Origin of the sequence: Pseudomonas sp. CROZ-RG-20F-R04-15 (assembly GCF_022662375.1) — a bacterium.
Taxonomy (GTDB): domain Bacteria; phylum Pseudomonadota; class Gammaproteobacteria; order Pseudomonadales; family Pseudomonadaceae; genus Aquipseudomonas.
Genome location: NZ_JAKNQL010000005.1, coordinates 83,142 through 103,590, shown reverse-complemented (window position 1 = coordinate 103,590; position 20,449 = coordinate 83,142). Strand labels below are relative to the sequence as shown.

Annotated in this window: 17 protein-coding genes; 11 read left to right on the top strand and 6 right to left on the bottom strand. The window is 60.3% G+C overall.

Translation table 11 applies throughout. The annotated features are described in order from the left end of the window. Positions 1 to 159 precede the first annotated feature (159 nt). The 7 genes from L8H52_RS10000 to L8H52_RS09970 all read left to right on the top strand — a co-directional run bounded on the left by L8H52_RS10000 (position 160) and on the right by L8H52_RS09970 (position 5,590). Positions 160 to 810, top strand: coding sequence for a DedA family protein (locus L8H52_RS10000; RefSeq protein ID WP_242206915.1), 651 nt, complete (start codon positions 160 to 162; stop codon positions 808 to 810). Positions 811 to 814: 4 nt separating this feature from the next. Next, a complete protein-coding gene (locus L8H52_RS09995; protein ID WP_242206914.1) occupies positions 815 to 1,627 on the top strand; it encodes a zinc-dependent peptidase in 813 nt (270 codons plus the stop codon). A 112-nt stretch (positions 1,628 to 1,739) separates the two neighbouring features. Continuing rightward, positions 1,740 to 2,267, top strand: a complete 528-nt coding sequence (ppa, locus tag L8H52_RS09990) for an inorganic diphosphatase (protein ID WP_003205933.1) — start codon at positions 1,740 to 1,742, stop codon at positions 2,265 to 2,267. A 223-nt stretch (positions 2,268 to 2,490) separates the two neighbouring features. After that, the gene (locus tag L8H52_RS09985; RefSeq protein ID WP_242206913.1) at positions 2,491 to 3,237 is read left to right on the top strand and encodes a helix-turn-helix transcriptional regulator; all 747 of its coding nucleotides are present in this window, start codon (positions 2,491 to 2,493) and stop codon (positions 3,235 to 3,237) included. Between the two features lie 443 nt (positions 3,238 to 3,680). Next, positions 3,681 to 3,920 (top strand): type II toxin-antitoxin system RelB/DinJ family antitoxin, encoded by a 240-nt coding sequence (locus L8H52_RS09980; RefSeq protein ID WP_242206912.1) that lies wholly within the window; start codon positions 3,681 to 3,683, stop codon positions 3,918 to 3,920. Further along, a complete protein-coding gene (locus L8H52_RS09975) occupies positions 3,910 to 4,206 on the top strand; it encodes a type II toxin-antitoxin system RelE/ParE family toxin (protein ID WP_242206911.1) in 297 nt (98 codons plus the stop codon). The genes L8H52_RS09980 and L8H52_RS09975 overlap by 11 nt, the downstream gene beginning before the upstream one ends. A 208-nt stretch (positions 4,207 to 4,414) precedes the next feature. Then, the gene (locus L8H52_RS09970; RefSeq protein ID WP_242206910.1) at positions 4,415 to 5,590 is read left to right on the top strand and encodes a diguanylate cyclase; all 1,176 of its coding nucleotides are present in this window, start codon (positions 4,415 to 4,417) and stop codon (positions 5,588 to 5,590) included. Here the strand turns inward: L8H52_RS09970 and L8H52_RS09965 are convergent. The 6 genes from L8H52_RS09965 to L8H52_RS09940 are packed head-to-tail and all read right to left on the bottom strand — an operon-like array spanning position 5,577 to position 15,776. Continuing rightward, complete coding sequence (locus L8H52_RS09965; RefSeq protein ID WP_242206909.1) at positions 5,577 to 6,389, bottom strand: DUF2135 domain-containing protein; 813 nt, start codon at positions 6,387 to 6,389, stop codon at positions 5,577 to 5,579. The genes L8H52_RS09970 and L8H52_RS09965 overlap by 14 nt on opposite strands. Before the next feature lie 3 nt (positions 6,390 to 6,392). After that, positions 6,393 to 8,012, bottom strand: a complete 1,620-nt coding sequence (locus L8H52_RS09960) for a DUF2300 domain-containing protein (RefSeq protein WP_242206908.1) — start codon at positions 8,010 to 8,012, stop codon at positions 6,393 to 6,395. A 1-nt stretch (position 8,013) separates the two neighbouring features. Then, positions 8,014 to 12,588 (bottom strand): alpha-2-macroglobulin, encoded by a 4,575-nt coding sequence (locus L8H52_RS09955; RefSeq protein ID WP_242206907.1) that lies wholly within the window; start codon positions 12,586 to 12,588, stop codon positions 8,014 to 8,016. Beyond that, complete coding sequence (locus tag L8H52_RS09950) at positions 12,585 to 13,235, bottom strand: DUF1175 family protein (protein WP_242206906.1); 651 nt, start codon at positions 13,233 to 13,235, stop codon at positions 12,585 to 12,587. The genes L8H52_RS09955 and L8H52_RS09950 overlap by 4 nt, the downstream gene beginning before the upstream one ends. Beyond that, complete coding sequence (locus L8H52_RS09945) at positions 13,220 to 14,932, bottom strand: DUF2138 domain-containing protein (protein ID WP_242206905.1); 1,713 nt, start codon at positions 14,930 to 14,932, stop codon at positions 13,220 to 13,222. Before L8H52_RS09945 ends, L8H52_RS09950 begins: the two co-directional genes overlap by 16 nt. A gap of 52 nt (positions 14,933 to 14,984) precedes the next feature. After that, positions 14,985 to 15,776: a DUF2135 domain-containing protein gene (locus tag L8H52_RS09940; protein ID WP_242206904.1), complete on the bottom strand. Its 792-nt coding sequence runs from the start codon at positions 15,774 to 15,776 to the stop codon at positions 14,985 to 14,987. Positions 15,777 to 16,053: 277 nt separating this feature from the next. On the opposite strand from L8H52_RS09940, the gene L8H52_RS09935 reads away from it, so the two are divergent. From L8H52_RS09935 to dxs, 4 genes are all read left to right on the top strand, one after another. Next, entirely contained in the window at positions 16,054 to 17,199 is a 1,146-nt protein-coding gene (locus tag L8H52_RS09935; protein ID WP_242206903.1) for a Fic family protein, read from the top strand. Between the two features lie 112 nt (positions 17,200 to 17,311). Beyond that, positions 17,312 to 17,554, top strand: coding sequence for an exodeoxyribonuclease VII small subunit (locus tag L8H52_RS09930; RefSeq protein ID WP_003228627.1), 243 nt, complete (start codon positions 17,312 to 17,314; stop codon positions 17,552 to 17,554). Beyond that, a complete protein-coding gene (gene ispA, locus L8H52_RS09925) occupies positions 17,551 to 18,438 on the top strand; it encodes a (2E,6E)-farnesyl diphosphate synthase (protein ID WP_242206902.1) in 888 nt (295 codons plus the stop codon). Before L8H52_RS09930 ends, ispA begins: the two co-directional genes overlap by 4 nt. A gap of 91 nt (positions 18,439 to 18,529) precedes the next feature. After that, a complete protein-coding gene (dxs, locus tag L8H52_RS09920; RefSeq protein WP_242206901.1) occupies positions 18,530 to 20,428 on the top strand; it encodes a 1-deoxy-D-xylulose-5-phosphate synthase in 1,899 nt (632 codons plus the stop codon). Positions 20,429 to 20,449: the final 21 nt, after the last annotated feature.

The window sequence follows — 20,449 nt, the reverse complement described above, 5'->3', positions numbered from 1 at the left end:
ACCCCGACATCCCTCGCTACAAAAGCAACGCGCTTTTCATCTTTCAGACCGTATAATCCCGAGCTTTCCGGCTTGTAAGAAAAACTACACCTCGCTGTAGGCTTACACCCGAATCATCCGCACAGGCCTGCCGAGTCGGGCCGCCATACAGGTGCCCCCATGGATTTCAACCCGCTCGACCTTATCCTGCATCTCGATGTGTACCTCGATTTGCTGGTGAACAACTATGGGCCATGGATCTACGCCATCCTGTTTCTGGTGATCTTCTGTGAAACCGGACTGGTGGTGATGCCGTTCCTGCCGGGTGATTCGCTGCTGTTCATTGCCGGTGCCGTTGCTGCGGGCGGCGGCATGGATCCGGTGCTGCTGGGCGGACTGCTGATGCTCGCGGCCATACTGGGCGACAGCACCAACTACGTGATCGGACGAACGGCCGGCGAGAAGCTGTTCAGCAACCCGAACTCGAAAATCTTCCGTCGCGATTATCTGCAACAGACTCACGACTTCTACGACAAGCACGGTGGCAAAACCGTGACCCTGGCGCGCTTTCTGCCGATCATCCGCACCTTTGCACCCTTCGTCGCTGGTGTAGCGAAGATGCCCTACCCGCGCTTTTTCGGTTTCAGCGTGTTCGGTACGGTGTTGTGGGTTGGGGGGCTGGTGACATTGGGCTACTTCTTCGGCAACGTGCCGTTCATCAAGAAAAACCTGTCGTTGCTGGTCGTCGGCATCATTCTGCTGTCGCTGGTACCGATGATTATCGGCGTGGTTCGCAGCCGCTTCGGCGGCACCAAAGCGCAATCGCAATAAACAGATGTGGTCGCTGAGCGCCTGGCGACGCCGGCGCATTCTGGCGAAGCACCCGATTGCCGACGACATGTGGCAACGGGTGCGCCATCACCTGAGTTTTCTCGACGGCATCAGCGCTGCTGAAGACCAGTGGCTGCGCGAAGCCTGCGTACTGTTCCTCGAAGACAAACACCTGAGCGCCCTGCCCGGCGTCGAATTGCATCAGGAACAACGCCTGTTGCTCGCCGCCCAGGCGCAGCTACCGCTGCTCAATCTCGGCGATCTGAACTGGTATCAGGGTTTTCATGAAATCGTCCTCTACCCGGACGACTTCCTCAGCCCGCAACGTCATCGCGACGCCAGCGGTGTCGAGCACGAGTGGGACGGCGAACACAGCGGCGAAGCCTGGCAACAGGGACCGATCATCCTCGCCTGGCCCGGAGTCATGGCCAGTGGTGGCTGGGAAGGTTACAACCTGGTCATTCACGAACTGGCGCATAAGCTCGACATGCTCAACGGTGACGCCAACGGTCTGCCACCGCTGCATGCCGACATGCGTGTCAGCGACTGGGCCGAAGTGATGCAAAAGGCCTACGACGACCTCAATCGCCAACTCGACCATGACCCGGACGCAGAAACCGCCATTGATCCCTACGCCGCCGAGAACCCGGCCGAGTTCTTTGCGGTCACCAGCGAGTACTTCTTCAGCGCCCCGGATCTGCTGCACGAGGCATATCCACAGGTCTATGCGCAGTTGCAGCTTTTCTACCGTCAGGACCCGTTGAGCCGGTTGCGGCAACTTCAGGCCACAGACCCGGTCTATCAGGCGCACGACTAAGCGCTGCACGACTTTCGGTACATGGCGTCGACGGCAGAATATGCCTATAATCGCCGCCACTTTTTGGTCAATCCGGCCAAGTGTTTTTGGTCAACTACGGGGGCAACGCCCAATGAGCTACAGCAAGATTCCGGCTGGCAAAGACCTGCCGAACGACATCTACGTCGCGATCGAGATCCCGGCCAACCACGCGCCGATCAAATACGAAATCGACAAAGACAGCGATTGCCTGTTCGTTGACCGTTTCATGGCCACCCCAATGTTCTACCCGGCCAACTACGGTTACATCCCGAACACCCTGGCTGACGACGGTGATCCCCTCGACGTACTGGTTGTGACCCCTTACCCGGTTGCCCCAGGTTCGGTAATCCGCGCGCGTCCAGTCGGCATCCTGAACATGACCGACGACGGCGGCGGCGATGCCAAAGTCATCGCAGTACCACACGACAAGCTGTCCCAGCTGTACGTCGATGTGAAGGAATACACCGACCTGCCGCCACTGCTGATCCAGCAGATCGAGCACTTCTTCGCGAACTACAAAGATCTCGAAAAAGGCAAATGGGTCAAGATCGAAGGCTGGGCCGGTGCAGACGCCGCCCGCGAAGCGATCACCAAGTCGGTTGCCGCCTACAAAGGCTAAGCAACTGCGCTACGCGTGATGCTTGAAGAAAACCCCGGTTGATCCGGGGTTTTTTGTGCTCGGGAAAAGCTGTCTTAAACAGAGTGTTTATTGCGGACTACAGAAAAGTTTTAGCCTGTGTAATTTCCCACAAGAGCGTCTTACATCCCGTCGCAAAATTCAGCCCGTTTTTGAACGTCCAGTTTATTCAAACCGCTCTGGCACGGCCGTAGACTCCGTGTTTATGAGAAAGAACACTAGCGGTCCAAGATTCAAGGCACTCCTGGAAGCAGCGAACATCTCCACAACGGGTTTCGCAAAGTTCTGGGGCACGGAAGCCCAAAATGTCCACAACTGGTACACCCGGGGCGTCCCGGCGTATCGCATGGAAGAAGTCTCACGCCTGCTGTCCGTCAACAGCGAATGGCTGAAAACCGGTGAGGGCATTAAAGAGCTGCCAAGCCTGACTCCGCCTGCCAGCAACGGCGACAGCTTTGATGCCCAGGACCCTCAGGGCGCCTATCGATTCATCCACCCCAACGACATCGAACTGGCGTTCTTCAAAGAAACGCCACTGTCCAACGGCTCCGACAAAACCCACGTCATCCAGGACCCGGAACTCTCCATCCGCCTGTTGCGGGCACAGGTTGATCAACTGGAAATCCGCCCCACCAACGCCATCTGCGCACACATGATCGGCAACAGCATGGCCGAACGCATCGAAGACGGCTCCGTCGTCGCCATCGACCGTGGCCTGACCCAAGTGGTGGACGGCGAAATCTACGCCATCGAACACGACGGCATGCTGCGCATCAAATACCTGCACCGCATGCCCGGCAACGGCCTGCGCCTGCGCAGCCACAACAGCGCCGAATACCCGGACGAAGTATTCCGCCCGGCGCAGATCGAGGAGCAACGGATTCATATATTGGGCTGGGTATTCTGGTGGTCGACGGTAAGCAAGCGGCGGCCGGTGGTGCCGTTTCTCTGATTTGATGCGGATTGTCGACCCTGCACAGAACCCTGTGGAAGCGAGCCTGCTCGCGAAGAGGCCCGGACAATCGGTACAAATCCCGGATTTCTGGCGTAGAAGTCGCTCTAAACCGCACTCCAGACTGGGAATCCACAGCAAAACTCAGTATCCTGCGCCCCACATTTGCGCATCGACCCGCCCCGCGCGGCTCAGACAGCGCCCGACGCGGCAGACCAACGTCTGACCAAGTCCCACAGCCGGACGCAGATCCGGATGTACGTTTTGAAGGCTGGCAAGGCTTACCAAAAATAGGCCAAGCCAGTCCCCGAGAAGCCGGCCACAAGCCGGCTTTTTAATGTCTGAAAGAAACCTAACATACCGTCAGAAACGTAAATTCGCGCTTGTCGGATGTGAAAGCTTCTTGCTACCGTAACGACAAACGTCATTACAGGTACCCCATCATGGCCTCCATCAATATTCGCATCGACGATGAGCTGAAACAGCGCTCCTTCGCCGAGCTGGAAAAGCTCGGCGTAACTCCGTCAGAGCTTCTGCGCCAGACACTTCAATACGTCGTCGAGCGGGGCAAGCTGCCCTTCAAAGCGGCATTAATCAGCGAGGAAGATGAAGCCCTCATCGCCGTAGTCACCGAACGTCTCGCCGCTCCTCAGCGAGTCAAGGTAAGTCTGGATGACCTATGACCTTGAGTTTGATCGTCGTGCGCTAAAGGAATGGAATAAGTTGGGTGACACTGTTCGCCAACATTTTAAGAAGAAGCTCGCAGAGGTTCTCGAGAATCCCCGTGTAGAAGCCAACCGACTTCGCGAGCTTCCAGTCTGCTACAAAGTGAAACTTAAAAGCGCGGGCTACCGCTTGATTTATCAAGTGCTCGATCAGGAAGTCGTGGTATTCGTTGTCGCTATCGGGAAGCGAGAGCGGGAAGCCGCCTATGAGGTCGCGCAAGATCGACTTTCGCCCCAAACCTGAACAACCTCGCCATTAACAAAAATTCTGAAATCGTGCAGCAAGATGCTAGCCAACTCATTCGCCCCCCCACTCTTTCATCTCGAATAGCCAACACTTGCCAACCTCAACTCCCACAGTGCTAAATCCCGCCTTATAACCACCCTCTGTTTTTACCCGCATCCCCGACCCCGGCCGGATTCCGGTATTGAGCCTCACGGGAATCCATGGAATGGCCCTGCATATCCCGACCCTGCTGGTCGTTTCGGTCTTCGTCTTCTTTTTGATGGGGTTGTTGACCCTGCACGCCTGGTATCGCGAAACCCGCGAGCCGCCACTGGCCTATCTCGGCAGCATGATGCTGCTGGGCGCCCTGGGCGTGGTGCTGGTCAGTTGGCGTGATCGAGGCGTCGACTTCATTCCTATTGTGTTTGGCAATGTGGTTTTACTGCTCAGCGCCGCAATGAACTGGACGGCCATGCGCACGCTGGTCGGATGCAAGCCGTCAGTGCCTGGCATTCTGGCGGGGGCGTTCGCCTGGCTGACCTTGTGCCTGATTCCCGCCTTCTACGAGTCGATGCCAAATCGGGTTCTAATTTACTCCTTGCTGGCATTCGGGTACGGCGTGCTGACCACGCTGGAGCTCTGGCGCAGCCGCCACACTCTGGAAGTCGCGTTTATGCCGGCGCTGGTGCTGACTATTTTGCACACGGTGTTCTACGCCGTTCGCAGTGCGACCGATGAAGGGTTGCCGCTGACCAAAGCCCTGATGGGCAGTGGCGAGGGCGTGCCGTTTTTCTCGTTCATGCTGTTCGAGTCGATGCTGTATGTCATCGGCATTGCCTACATCACGTTGGCGATGGTCAAGGAGCGTGCCGAGCTCAAGCTCAAAGCGGCAGCGTTCAGCGATCCGCTGACGGGGATTGGCAATCGTCGCGCTTTCATGATGAACGCCGGGCAGTTGCTTGCCGAAAGTCAGCAACACGGGGAACCGGCAGCGTTGTTGCTTTGCGATCTGGATAACTTCAAGCGTCTGAATGACACCTATGGCCATCCCGTTGGAGATCAGGCGTTGATCGCGTTCGGCCGTATCGTGGTCGAAAGCTTGCGCAAGGAAGATGTGTCCGGGCGGATCGGTGGTGAGGAGTTTGCTTGTCTGCTCAACGATTGCGATGAGCAGACTGCATTGGAGATTGCCGAGCGGATCCGTCGCTCGTTTTGCCAATTATCGATTCTCGAGCCGGGCCTGCTCAGCGTCAGCATCGGCGTTGTGACCACCCGCGAATCCGGCTATGACTTGTCACGCCTGCTCTCGGAAGCCGATCAGGCGCTGTACGGCGCTAAGGATCAGGGGCGCAATCGTGTGCAGACGTTGCGCTCGCTGTACCTCAGCCTCACGGATAACTGAACGCCTTAACCAACGTCAGCTCCCCCACCGCGCGCATCGGGATCAAAAACGTCTCCATCTTCTCGCTCGGCGTCCCTTCTTCAGTAATCACCGTCACCTGCGCCGTGGTCAGCGCCTGCACTGCCTCATCGCCGCCATCCTCATCCCCGCGATAGCCACCGCCGTAGTAATTCACATACACCAGATACTGGCCCTTGATCGGCGCCGGCATGGCGAAGATTTCCGGGCCGTAGCCGGTGGTGACGTCGACATCGAGTGCTGCGCCGTTAGGTGCGACGCGATTGCCGTACCAGATATGCGCGCCGTCGGGGGTGACGAGGTGCAGGTCGAGGTCGGTGCCGTCACTGTCCCACGCCAGCAGTACGCGCAGTTTCGCCGGGGTCGCGCCGCCGCTGGTGTTGAGGAATTGCGTGCGGTGGCGTTGCTGACCGTCGGGGCTGCGTACTTCGACGCTGTTGCTGCCGTTGGGAAAGGAGAACGGGCGATCGAAGTGGCCGCTGTCGTCGATTTTCAGCGGCATGCTCACGCCGTTTACGATCAGTCGGCCAGGCTCGTTGCTTTTGGGCGAGGCTTTGATGTCGCCGCTGATGCGGGCGGTGTTGGCCTGGCCGGCCGGGGTGTTGACCGACGAGGCCGGGTAGTTGACGGTCTGGCGGAAGCTTTCGCCCTCGCCTTCAGGTGCGCCGCTGCGCCAGCCGCCGACCGGAGTGTCGAGTTTGACGCTGTCGGCAGCGATGGCCGGCGATAGCGCGGTCAACGTGCAGAGCAGCAGCAAGACCTGTGGATAACGGAGTGTCATGGTCTATTCCAGCAAAAGGTGACGGGCGAGCCCTTCGATGTAGGTTTCATCCTGGCCGCTGGGATGTGCTTCAAAGGCCAGGTGCAGATATTCGTGGGTCAGGTCGAGGCGATCCTGCAGGGTCAGTACGCCACGCACGTAAATACGTTGGCGCTCGCGATCGACGAAGGGCCGGCCGAAGGCGAGTTTGCACACGGCGAATGTGCTGACTTCGTTGTAGCCTGTTTCGCTTTCCAGCTTCGGACGCCAGCCGCGTCGCTGTTTCTGCAGCCAGTCTTGGGCGGCGGGCAATGCTTCGCAGGATGCAACCGGGTTGTCCCAACGGCTGAGGCTGGCGCGCGGATAGGCGTGCAGCAGAATCGCGTCGTAACGCTGACCGGCATTGGCTTGCTCGACGGCTTGTTGCCAGGCGAGTTTGTCCGGGCCGGGTTGATCGGAGTGATAGGTGACGGTGCTACCAGCCAAAACCAGATCTGCCGTCCATGCGGCGATGTTGCGCGATTCAGCAGAGGCCGGGCGTGGCGCGACGCGCTGGCGGTTGCTGCTGTCGTCGATGCTCAGGCAGTCGCCGTTACGTGTAGCGTTTTGCAGCAGATACGTGCGGATCGCTACGGCCAACGCCTTCGCCGCTTCGGCGGGTTCGGGTTTGGCTTCGCGCTCAAGGACGCGGGCGACGTATTCCTCGCGATCAAGCCTTGCGACGAGTTTGTCGTTGAGCAGAAACAGTTCGCCGTCGCTGTGGATATCCAGCGCGTTGCCGTTGGCGAATTCGACGCGGTAATCGCCTTGCAACGGGCCGGAAGTCACCACCCGCTCGCCAGTCAGAACCCGCGTAACCGGATAACGCGAGAACAACCCGACTTCAACACAACGCCCCGCTTCCGCCGGCCATGCCGCTGGCAAAACGGTCGCCAACGCCTGGCCGTAATGGCGCAAGACCATCTGGCTGGTGCCACGTCCGCCCGCCCAGATCGGCGAACCATCCGCCGTCCAGCCAGCGAATCCACCCTGCCGCGAGTGCGGGTCCTGATCGCCGAGCCAGCTCCAGGTTTTCACCCGCAGGCGCCCGCCCAGTTCACCGACGACATTGCCGTCCGCCGCATTCAGCACCACATCGAGCAACACCCGCCGCGCCTGATCCTGTGCTGGCAACGAGGCCAGGACCTTCAGCAGTTCAACCACGGAAACCCGTTGAGCCGGTTGCACCGATGGCAAATCCAGCAACCACGACGGTGCTTGCCGCGCCTGCCAATAGGTTCGCCAATCAGCCGCCGAAATCCCCAATCGCGCAGGCTCGAAATACAACCCACAGGATTTCACCAGCGCCTGATCACGCTCGATCCTGCCGCCCGCCGAGCAGCAATAAACCTCTTCCTTCGACTGTCCGCGACATTCATAGGCCGCTTCCCGCGCGCCGCTGTCCACCAGCCACGCGTAGACAAACAACTTCCACAGACTGCCCAGCGGCGTATCCAGCGATGACGGCAACGGTTCACGAGCGATCAGTTGTGTCTGATTCAGCGACAACAACTCGCCCTTGTAGGCCACGCGCAGCGGCTCATCCTGCGCCGTTGCCAGCGCAGGAAACATACATATCAGCAGCCACAGCAGCGGCCGGCTCATGTCAGTTGACCGTGACCTGACCGAGGGCAGCTTTCGCTTCCTGGGCCTGATGCTGCGGCGCGTAAACTTGCTTGAAGCGCACCGGCGGCAGGTTGAACTGGCCCTTCTGCGAGAAGCGCACCAGATGGCGCAGGCGCAATTCGCCGCTCAGCGCATCGACCGGCACCGCGTACGCCAGTTGACCCGGTTCGAAGCGCGCCTTCTCCAGCGCGGTCGGCTCGGTGCCGTCCTTGCCCTGCAACTTGATGCCCCACGTCGTGCGCTCGACATCAGCGCCCGGTGGCAGCGGCACTTCGAGCATGCCGTAGCGCAGCGGTTTCGGCGCTTTGCTGGTGAGGATCACTTCGTCCAGATACAGACTGTCGCTGGACAACGGCTTGGTGCCGACCGGCTCCAGCTTGAAGGTGAACGCTTCGTCGCCCGGCACCAGTCGCGACAGGCGACGGGTGATGGTCACGGCCATCGGATCGACTGGCGGTTGCTGGGTCTGGAAACTCAACGCCGCGCGCAGTGGACGCTCTTGCGTGCCGGATACTGTCAGCACGCTCGGTACCGGAGTGGCGCCTTGCCAAGTCCAGTACATCTCACCGGTTGTACCGTAGTTTTTCTTCCAGCCTTCACCCGGCGCCAGCGCGATGGTTGGCGAAGCCTGAGTGATGCTGCGTTGCAGCCAGGTCAGCGCCAACGCACGCTCCAAGGTCGATTGTTGCGGCAGCAGACGTTGCAGCAGCGCTTCCGCACGCGCCTGATCGAACGGTTGCAGCGACAGGTTCAAGGCTTCGGCAAACGGCTGCGAACTGACCGCCAGACGCTGTTGCGCAGCAGTCACCTGACGATTGAACGTTTCCGGCAAGGCCACTTTCGACTGCGTGGCCAACGAAGCGGTCAGCACCCGCGCCGCCGCCAGACCGAGCGCCGAATCCGGATCACTCATCACCAGACTGTCTTCACCATCGTCGAGCATGGTTTCAGCATTGCCTTCGCCGGCCTTGGCCAGATCCTCCACCAAACCGCTGAGCAACGTGTTCACCGGCAAATGCATCTGCCTGGCAAACGAAAGAATCAGCGCCCGTTGCAGCAACGGCGTGTTCGGCGCCTGCTTGGCGTAAACCTCCAGCACCCGCTGCCAGTGCTCCGGCGGCAAGGTCAGCTCCAACACTTGGCTGGCATTCCAGTCGGCGTAGTAGGCGTAAGCAGTGAGGAACGCATCCGGCTCACCGTCGTAACCCCACCAGGTAAAACTTGCCGATGGCCCGGCCATTTGCACCAGACGCAGACGGCTGTTCTGCATGATCAGACGCAAGCGATCGCGGATCTGCGGATTCGACGCCAGCGACGGATAAGCGATGCTCAGCGGCAGCAAACGACTGGCCGTCTGCTCGACGCCGCCGTATGGATAGCTGAGCAGATCATCGAGTGCCGAACGGAACAGCGCTTGCGGACTGTCATCCAGACGCAGGCGAATATCCGTGGCATCTGCCGGCAGACTCAGCGCGGTATCACCGCTGGCGACATCGAGACTTTGCGTCTGCGTCACTTGCCAGCCGTCACCCGTCGCACTCAGGCGCACGGCGAGCGAGTCGGCGGTTTTGCCGTCCTGCACCAACTCCGCCGTCCACTCGCCGGAAGCCAGGGCGAACGCCGGCAGCGGCAGGTAATTGATGCCATTGTTCAAGGTCACCGGCAGGCGTTGTTCGGCGCCAGCGTAGTGCGTCACCAGTTCAGCCTTGACCGGTTTCTCGGCCTGACTGAAGGCGAACACGCCGAGTTGCGGCTGATCGCCCTTGCGGAATTTACTCGGGCCGCTCCACTTCAGGTACAGCGGTTTTTCCGAGCGAACGAACTGCTTCTTCTGCCCGACCTGACCGTCATCGGCGATGGCACGAGCAGTGATGCGCCAGCGGGTCAAAGAGTCCGGCATTTTGAAGGTGAAACGGGTTTTGCCGTCGGCACCGGTCAACAACTCCGGTTGCCACGCAGCGGTATCAACGTCTTCCCGACGCGGTCGCTCCAGCACTTTAACTCCGCGCTCACTGCGGTTGGCTTTGCCCGGCGCGCCAGGGCTGCCCGGCAACGCGACGTCGTAACTGATGAACGACAGGCTCGCACTGGTGCGCACGTTGTTGCGGCGCGGGTGGTAGAAGAACTGGTCGATGGTTGGCGCGACTTCCGGTTGCAGCGCGTAGACCATTTCGTCGACGACGCTGACCGTCAGATGTGCCGGAACCGCTTTGCCGGCGAACTGTGTGGTCAGATCAACCGTGACCGTGTCGCCCGGCAGATACACCGCTTTATCAGTGCTGATCGCTACGTCGATTTGCGGCGCGACCACTTTGATCCCGGCGTTCTGGAAGCTGTACTGACCGCCCTTGGTGTAGAGCACGGAGAAGGTCAGGTTCGGCGCAAAGTTGTCCTTCACCGGGATGCGTGCGCGGTATTGGGTGTCGCTGAGTTTTTCCAGTTTCAACCAGTCGCCGCCCTTGGCCAGTAGCGCGGTGGCTTCGACCTTGTCGCGTTCCAGCGACAGCAACGCATCGCTGACCGGTTCCGGGAACGTGATCAGTGCCAGCGCTTCATCACCGGCCTTGTACTCAGGTTTATCGAGGACGATTTCTACAGTGCCCGGCACCGCTTTGACACCCTCGCCAGTGACCGAATGCCCGGTTGCCCCGAGGACACGCCCGTGTTGATCCTTGAGCGTCAGGTTGTAAGTGCCGGGACGATCAAACGCCAGACTGAAGCCCTTGTCCGTCGCGGCGAGTTTGCCTTCGCCGGTGCTCTGGTCTTCCAGACGCACCCAGCCATACGTGCTCGGCGTCACCGCTTTGCTTTGCTCGGTGCCGCCCTCGTTGGCGTAGCTGAACGCGACTTTGTCACCGACCGCGCTGAAGCGTTGCGGCGCGCTCAGACGGAAACTCGCCGCGCCACGGTCGATAAGGATTTCCTTGGTGGTCTTGACCCGATACGCCGCGCCATCGCTGGCGAACACGGTGAGCATGTAGCGGCTCGGTTTGTCGGCGGCCGGCAGGTCGAGGGTCGCGTTGCCCTTGCTGTCGGTGGTCAGTTCGGTGCTGGTCAGCTCCACCGGGAATTGCCCGAGGTATTGCAGTTCGTTATCGACCATCGACAGTTGCTGGGCGCGCAGGCTCAGGGTCAGCTTGGCGTTGGCCACCGGTTTGCCGTCCGGGTAGAGCAACACCAGACTGCCTTTGACCGGTTCGCCGGTGCGGTAATCCTGCTTGGCCAGATTCAGCGAGATTTCGAAGTGCGGCTTGATGTATTCCGCCACACGGAAGGCGCTGCTGTAGGCCTGATCCTTATAGTTGAACCGAATCTCGTAACCGCCCGCCACCGCGTTGTCCGGCAACTGGAAGCGGCCTTGAGTACCGGCCTTCGAATCGAGTTTCAAATCGAGGTGCTGCAACTCGGTGCCGGTGGCATCGAGCACGCTGACCGTGACATCTGCAGCGCCCGGCAACACCGAGTCCCGCGCATTCTTGAACTCGCGACCAACGATCTTCAGCGACACCCAATCACCCGGACGATACAGCGGACGGTCGGTGAAGGCATACAGTTTGGTGTCGTAGATTTCGCTGTCGTAATAGAAGTTCTCGGAGACGAATACGCCGCCCTCTTCGTCCTCGCCGATGACGAACGAACGCTCCGGGCTGACGTGTTTCAGGCGCAGCAAACCATCGGTATCGGTGGCGCCGCTGCTCATCACGCCGAGGCCGTCAGTCCACAGCACATTGACCTTCGACACCGAACTGCCTTCGTGTTTGCGTGCCGCCCAGACCAGCAATTCATCGCCGGCAATCTTGCTCACCGCAACCGTGTTGGAGACGAACACCATGGTGGTCGCGCGGTACTTGCCGATCAGCGCTTCGACCAGATACAGACCCGGTTTCAGATTGCCCAACGGGATATAAACGTTGCCCGGCGCGACGCTAACGAAATCACTGGATGATCCCGCCAGATTCACCCCTTCCGGCGGCTGAATCGGCTTGGCCTGCCACAGCGGATAACGGAACTGGCTGACCACCGGCAGGCCCGGGATCAGCGCAAATTGCGGTTGCGCATCGTACGGCGTCGGTGCGGCGATGGCGTTGCCCATCTTCAGTTCCGGCACTTCTTCGGTGACCTGTTTGCGCGATTCATAAGAGAACGCACGCTGCATCACCCGCCGGGATTTGCGGTACCAGTTGTCCCACAGATACGCGAGGGTGTTGGACAGGCCTTCGCCCTTGAACTGGCCGTCGCTGACCACCCGATGCAGGTTCTTCTGGCGCTTGAGGAAGTCCAGCGGCTTGTCGATACGGTACACGCGAATGTCGGCGCCGCCGTACGGTTCCATGCGGAAACGACGATAGTCACGACCCGGTGCTTCGAGGCGCACCATCGCCTGTTCATCGGCAGCGAAGCTGCTATCGGCCAGCAGGAAAAAGCTTTCGCCCGAGACCGGCGCGTAGTTGCTCGGCTCGACCGAATCTTCAGCGTTGACGGTGGCCAGTGGCAGCAACAGCGCCAGCAGCAATGGAATTCGGGAGCAGAGTCGCAACATGCGGGCACCGGTCATTGGGAGAGAAAGTTCAGTCGATAGACGCCGATGAAGTTGGGGTTGGCTGCGTCGGGTATCCATCGGGTGTCCTTCCATGTCATGAGTTGCTGCAGGCTTGCCGAACGCATGCCGTTGTCAGTCGGGGTGGTAGTGCCGGTGTGATAGGCGATGTAGCGGCCCATCCAGATCATCAGGTGCTGGTCGTCGCCCTGATCGAAAAACATCAAGTCACCGGGCCGCGCCTGCGACACATCGCGGCTGACCAGATGGCTGTTGAACTGAATCAGTTTGATCGCGTTGACGTACGGCCCGACCTTCCCGCCGCCCTGCTGCCATTGCTGGGCGAGCTTGCGCTGCTCATCGCTGAGCGACAGTTCCGGCGGCAGATAACGATTGGACAGGCCATTGCTGCGCAGCCATTTGTCGTCGTGGACTTTCAGCGCCTCGTTGGCGGCAAAACGCACCAGTCCGGCACAGTCCTGCTGATACCAGCGCGGACTCGGGCCTTGGCTCAGTTGCTCTTGGGCAATACGCACGAACCAGGCGCGAAACACTTGGGACTGCGCCGGATCCAGTGCCGTCGCTTCAACGGCGCGGGCGCCCGCGCTGAGTAACAGCGCGAGCAGGCCGAGGCTGCGGATCAGTGTCGTCACAGCGCTTTCCATTCCAGCGGCAACCACTGCCAGTGGCCATCAGGCTCGCTGCCTTCGGGCAAGGTCAGGGCATATTTGCCATAGCCACCGAGGGTGCGCAGTTTCGGAATCAGGTAGGTTTGCGCGGCGTTATAGAACACCGGCTCCATGTCCTGCGGCAGGCTATCGAGGGTTTCCTGCTGCATCAGTTGCGCCATCGAATCCGGACCGAAATAGATCGGCATCAGCACATCTTTGGGCAGCACGTCGGCCATCGGCGGGAAGCGTTTGTCGAGGGTGCCTAGGGCCTTGTCGACCAGTTTGTCGTCGAGGGAAAACAGCAGCGTCGAGCCGTGACGGGCGAGGCTGACTTTCATGAACGACTTGCCGGAAATCGCGTCCGGATTCTCGGCAGTCTTCGCCGCGTACGGGCCGAAATTGGAACTGACCTGACGCTCCCAGACGTGGTTCTGGCCTTCCTGCTTTTCAACTACCGGGAAGACGTTCTCGTCGACATTGGCCTCGAACGCACCGACCATCGAGCCAAACAGTTTGCCGAGGTCGCCGTCGAGCTTGCTGCTGTCCTCGTCTTTCAGGCTGGCCACCAGCAACGGCGTGTACAAACGCGAATCGGCATACCAGCACAGGCCTGCCGCGCCGGCCACGTGTTCAGTGAGGGTCTGCGCTACAGTTTCTTCGGCGCCGAGTTTAACCAACAGCGGTTTCTGCGGTTCAGCAGCCACCGGCAAGGTCACGCAGGCACTCGCACCCAACGGCATCGCTTGCCAGACCGGTTTGAAATCGAAGTCGGGCTGGTTTTCCAGCTCGTCCATGGCCAGGTAGCTGTGCCAGCCCTTGTCGTCCATATCGAAGCGCAGCCCGGCGAAGTTCGGGATGAAGCGCTGATAACCCATGGCGAGGACGCTGGAATTGACCGACAGACGCTGCTTGGTTTCCGCGGTTTTCGCCGGCAGACCGAACGCTTCGGGGAACAGTTTTTCGCCATTGAGCAACGCCGCCAGCGCCTGTGGCGAGACGTGCCCCGATTCTTCGGAGACGCCACTTTCCGGGTCGTAGTACTTGGCCGGGTTCGACAGCACCACCAGTTTGTCGCCGTGGGAGGCGAACAGCAGGGCTTTGCTGGCGTTGTAGCTCAGTTGGTACAGCGGCACGCTATCGCCGCCGACTTTGAGTTCGCCCATCTGGCTGAGTTGCGTGTCATCCAGCGCAACCTTTGCCAATGGCTCAAGCAGTTTCGCCAGCCCACCGCGATCCATCACCAGCAGGAAATCTCTCAAGCGACCATCCGCCCCGCGCCACAGTGCGACATCGGCCGGCTGATCGAAAAGCTGCTCGATCAGGCTGTCCTGCAACTTCAGATCATGCTCGTAGATGATCCGGCGCAGACTGCCGATCAAGCCGAGGCGATCAGCATGGGTCTCGTAATAGAAGACGAAATCTTCGGTGAGCGTGGCCTTGAGGAACGGCACGGTCAGCAGGTCTTTTGGCAACTGGCTCAGCGAGCGGGTTTCCAGCAACGCGTCCGGACGGCTCAGGCCGAGCTTGTCACCGGCCAACTCCGCTGGCGGTGCCTTGGGCTTGAGCAGCAGCCAGCCAAAACCACCCGCCACGCCAGCCACCAGGCACAACCCGGCCAGCAGCAAGGGCCAGCGCCGCGAAGGTTTGGCCACGGGCACGTCGGCGGCCGGAGTAACAGTGTTATCGCTCATCTTCTCGCTCATTTCCCAAAGCTCAGGATTTCATCCGTGGCGGAATGCTTACTTAATAGTTGAAAGTCTTGACCAGCAGCAGATCACCGATCGCCCGCAGGGGCACGATGAACGTTTCGCGTTTTTCGTCGACGGTGTTTTCGTTGAGCACCAGCGTGATTTGCGAGGTGATCACCTCGTTCTGGTTGCTGGTCTCCTCGAAGTTATAGCCGCCGTTGCCGAAGTTGCCCCAATAGTTGACGTAAACCAGATAGGTGCCGTGCAGCGGCGCGGTCATGGTGAACATTTCCGGGCCGGGGCCATCGACACCATCCGGGTCGAGGCCGCCGCCATTGCTCAGCGCCGGTTGTGCCCAGAACGCATGCTGACCGTCGGGCGTGACAATGTGCAGATCGAGTTCGGCTTTCGGATCGTCCCATCCCAAGACAAGACGAATCCGCGCCGGCGTGCGCAAATTGTTTGCTTCATAAAATTGCACACGCTTGAGCGACTGGCCTTCGGCGCTGATCACCTCGACGCTGTTGGAGCCGGCGCCGAACGCGTACGGCCGGGCGAAACGGCCTTGGTCGTCGGTGTACAGATTCAGGGGATTGCCATTTACGGCGAGACTGTGCGGCGGACGCATGTGTCCGATGGCCTTGAGCTGGCCCTGGATCATCGTGCGATTGCGCTGGATGCCGCGATCGATCGGCGGCGTGGGATAGGCGACTTGCGGGTTTTCCGTACGATCGAGCAAGCCGTGATAGCGCCAGCCACCGACCGGTTCGGACAGTTCAGCACTCGGCGCGGCCCGCAGCCCGGGCGCGAAGGCCAGACTGATCAGCAGCAAAATCAATGACCGCATGTAATGCCTCCTGCCATGCCTGAACGAAACCTTGCACCCGATCCTCGGTACTTCACAGCGGTAAAACTGCGTTTCGTCTGAAAGACCCGTGACTATGGGGTCGTAGAAGGCGCGAAGATTAGCCATTTGGCGGTTTTTTAACAATCGGATACATGTGCTTTTGCTGTAGGAATCAAGCCAACCCGGTGGACGGTGAGCCGAATAGGCGTCATATTCGGCTCACAAAATGAGCCGAATAGCTTTTCTATTCGGCTCACGGACTCAAGGCAGGCAACGAATGGCAACTCACTGGATCTGGCAGCAGCCCGATTGGCCCGACTTCAACTGGCAGGCAGAACGCCTGACACCGTTGTTGCGCGAGTGTGTACAGGCACAAGGTCAGTTGATGGGTATGGCCGGTTCAGTAGGAGACTCCTTGGCGGCTCAGACCGAACTGGATGCCCTTCTGCAGAATATCGTGACGTCTTCGGCCATCGAAGGTGAGCAACTGAATGTTGGCTCCGTACGGTCGTCGCTGGCGCGACGATTGGGCCTGGAGTTGATTGACGGCGATAACGTCAGCCAACGCAGTGAAGGTCTGGCGCAGCTCATGCTTGATGCCACCCGTCGATTTGCCGAACCGTTGACGCTGGAACGCTTGCTGGAATGGCACCAATGGCTGTTTCCCGATCAAGAGGCAGACCTTACTGCGCGCTCAATGCATGTGGGTGCTCTACGCGGTGACGAGCCAATGCAGGTGGTATCGGGTCGCATTGATCGTCCGACGGTTCATTTTGAGGCGCCACCTCGCAAAGGTCTTGAGCAGCAGCTCGACCAGTTTCTCCAATGGTTCGAGGCCAGCCAGCATCAGACAGCACTGGACCCTATGCTACGCGCGGGCATCGCCCATTTCTGGTTTGTCACTTTGCATCCGTTTGACGATGGCAACGGTCGCCTCACCCGCACCATCACTGATCTGGCGCTGGCACAGGGCGAAGCGCAAGCCATCCGTTTCTACGCCATGTCGGCGAGCATTCTGGATGATCGTTCCGGCTACTATCGGATTCTGGAGTCGAGCCAGAAAGCCACGCTGGATATCACCGAGTGGCTCACTTGGTTCCTGCAAACCTTGCTACGCAGTCTGCAACAAGCCATCACCCGGATTGAAAGCGTGCTGGGCAAGACGCGTTTCTGGCAGGCACACCGCGAGTCCGAACTTTCGGCGGAGCAGGTCAAAGTGCTTAACCGCCTGCTCGACGGCGGTGAGCGGGGTTTTGAGCACGGTATCAGCGCCGGGCAATATCAAGCGGTGGCGAAAGTGTCGAAGGCCACGGCGACCCGACATCTTGCGCAGTTGCTGGAGAAAGGTTGCCTGCAACGCTTGCCGGGAGGTGGCCGTAGCACGCGCTACCAGATCAATTATCCGGACAGAGCTGCGCGTTAAACCCAACCGCCACAAAGTCATTTTTGCCCTTTCAGGCCACCCCGCTCATTTGCCCATAAACCCCCTATCTGCTAGTGTCGCGCCGGTTTAACGTCAACCGGAAATCGCCGCCATGGCCCGCAAAAAAGCTGCACTGGATTTCGAACAGTCCCTCGCCGACCTGCAAACACTGGTCGAGCGTCTGGAGAACGGTGAATTGTCGCTGGAAGACTCGCTGACCGCTTTCGAGCAGGGCATCGGTCTGACCCGTGATTGCCAGGCAGCGCTGGCGCAAGCCGAGCAGAAGGTGCAAGTGCTGCTGGAGCGCGATGGCGAACTCGCCGAGGAACCCTTCGACGCGGAACAGCCAGAATGATTGCGGCGTACACGGCGACCAGCCAGACCCGGGTCAACGCCGCTCTGGAAACCCTGTTCAACGCGCCGTTGCCGGAGTTGGCGCGGCTTTACCAAGCCATGCACTACAGCGTGATGAACGGCGGCAAACGCGTGCGTCCGCTGCTGGCCTACGCCGCGTGCGAAGCGCTCGGCGGTAAAGCCGAGCAAGCCAACGGCGCCGCCTGCGCGGTCGAGCTGATCCACGCTTATTCGCTGGTGCACGACGATTTGCCGGCGATGGATGACGACGATCTGCGTCGTGGTCAGCCGACCACGCACAAGAAATTCGATGAAGCCTGCGCGATTCTTGCCGGTGACGGTTTGCAGAGCCTGGCCTTCAGCGCCCTGCTCGACCCGCGCCTGAGCGATAGCAGCAGCGACATCCGCCTGCAAATGGTCACTGCGCTGGCCCAGGCTGCGGGCCCGGCAGGCATGGTCGGCGGTCAAGCCATCGACCTCGGTTCGGTTGGCCTGAAACTCGATCAGAAAGCCCTTGAACAGATGCACCGGCACAAGACCGGCGCGCTGATCGAGGTCAGCGTCAAACTCGGTGCTCTGGCCAGCGGCCGCGCCGAGAAGGACGAACTCAAGGCCCTGCAGACTTATGCACAGGCTATCGGCCTGGCCTTTCAGGTGCAGGACGACATCCTCGACGTCGAAAGCGATACCGAAACCCTCGGTAAACGCCAGGGCGCCGACATTGCCCGTGACAAACCGACCTACCCGGCCCTGCTCGGTCTCGACGCCGCCAAGGCCTATGCCTTGGAACTGCGCGATCAGGCCCTGCACGCCCTGCGACCGTTTGACGCGGCAGCCGAGCCCTTGCGCGAGCTGGCCCGGTATATCGTCGAGCGGCGCAACTGACGGCGTATCCGCCAAAAAAGACCAACGCGTGGGCAGGGGGCGATGCATCAGGTAAACTGCCGCATCTTTTATACCTATAACGATTCGCCTGATGCCCACGACGTTTCATGAGATTCCCCGCAAGCGCCCGACCACGCCCCTGCTCGACCGCGCGAATACGCCGGACGGCCTGCGCCGGTTAGGCGAAGCCGAGCTGGAAACCCTGGCCGATGAGTTGCGCCTGGAATTGCTCTACACGGTCGGTCAGACCGGTGGGCATTTCGGTGCCGGCCTGGGCGTGATCGAGCTGACCATCGCGTTGCATTACGTCTTCGACACGCCGGACGACCGGTTGCTGTGGGACGTCGGTCATCAGGCGTACCCGCACAAGATCCTCACCGGTCGCCGCGAGCGCATGGGCACGCTGCGTCAGAAGGACGGCATTGCTGCGTTCCCGCGTCGCGCCGAGAGCGAGTACGACACTTTTGGCGTCGGCCACTCCAGTACCTCGATCAGCGCTGCGCTGGGCATGGCCATTGCCGCCCGCCTGCAGAACAGCGATCGCAAGGCGATTGCTGTGATCGGTGACGGCGCGTTGACTGCAGGCATGGCTTTCGAGGCGTTGAACCACGCGCCGGAAGTGAACGCCAACATGCTGGTGATCCTCAACGACAACGACATGTCGATCTCGCGCAATGTCGGCGGTCTGTCGAATTATCTGGCGAAGATCCTTTCCAGCCGCACTTACGCGAGCATGCGAGAGGGCAGCAAAAAAGTCCTGTCGCGCCTGCCCGGCGCGTGGGAAATCGCCCGTCGTACCGAAGAATACGCCAAAGGCATGCTGGTCCCCGGCACCCTGTTCGAAGAGCTGGGCTGGAACTACATCGGCCCGATCGACGGCCACGACCTGCCAACGCTGATCGCCACGCTGCGCAATATGCGCGATCTGAAAGGCCCGCAGTTCCTGCACATCGTCACCAAGAAAGGTAAAGGCTTCGCCCCGGCGGAAGTCGACCCGATCGGTTACCACGCCATCACCAAACTGGAACCACTGGACGCTCCGGCCGCTGCGCCGAAGAAGGCCGGCGGGCCGAAGTATTCGGCGGTGTTCGGTGAGTGGCTGTGCGATATGGCGGCTGCTGACCCGCGCCTGGTCGGGATTACCCCGGCGATGAAAGAAGGCTCGGATCTGGTCGCGTTCAGCGAACGCTTCCCGCTGCGCTACTTCGACGTGGCGATCGCCGAGCAACACGCGGTGACATTCGCCGCCGGCATGGCCTGCGAAGGCGCGAAACCGGTGGTGGCGATCTATTCGACGTTCCTGCAGCGTGGTTACGATCAGTTGGTGCATGACGTCGCGGTGCAAAACCTCGATGTGCTGTTCGCCATCGATCGTGCAGGTCTGGTCGGCGAAGACGGCCCGACTCACGCTGGCAGCTTCGATCTGTCGTACCTGCGCTGCATCCCGGGCATGGTCATCATGACCCCGAGCGATGAAAACGAACTGCGCAAAATGCTCACCACCGGCCACCTCTACAACGGCCCGGCGGCGGTGCGTTACCCGCGCGGCAATGGACCGAATGCGACCATTGAGAAAGACCTCGAGCCGATCGAAATCGGCAAGGGCATCGTCCGTCGTCAGGGCAGCAAAGTCGCCCTGCTGGTGTTTGGTGTGCAACTGACCGAAGCGCTGAAAGTCGCCGAGAAGCTGGATGCCACGGTGATCGACATGCGCTTCGTCAAACCGCTCGATGAAGCGCTGGTGCGCGAGATTGCCGGCAGCCACGAATTGCTGGTGACCCTCGAAGAGAACGCGATCATGGGTGGCGCCGGTGGCGCGGTCAGCGAATTCCTCGCGCGGGAGAACATCCTCAAGTCGATGCTGCATCTGGGCTTGCCGGATGTCTACGTCGAGCACGCGAAACCTGCGCAGATGCTGGCTGAGTGCGGGCTGGATGAGGCCGGGATCGAAGCGTCGATTCGCGAGCGTCTGGCTTTACTCGACAAATAAACGCAATACCCTTGTGGGAGC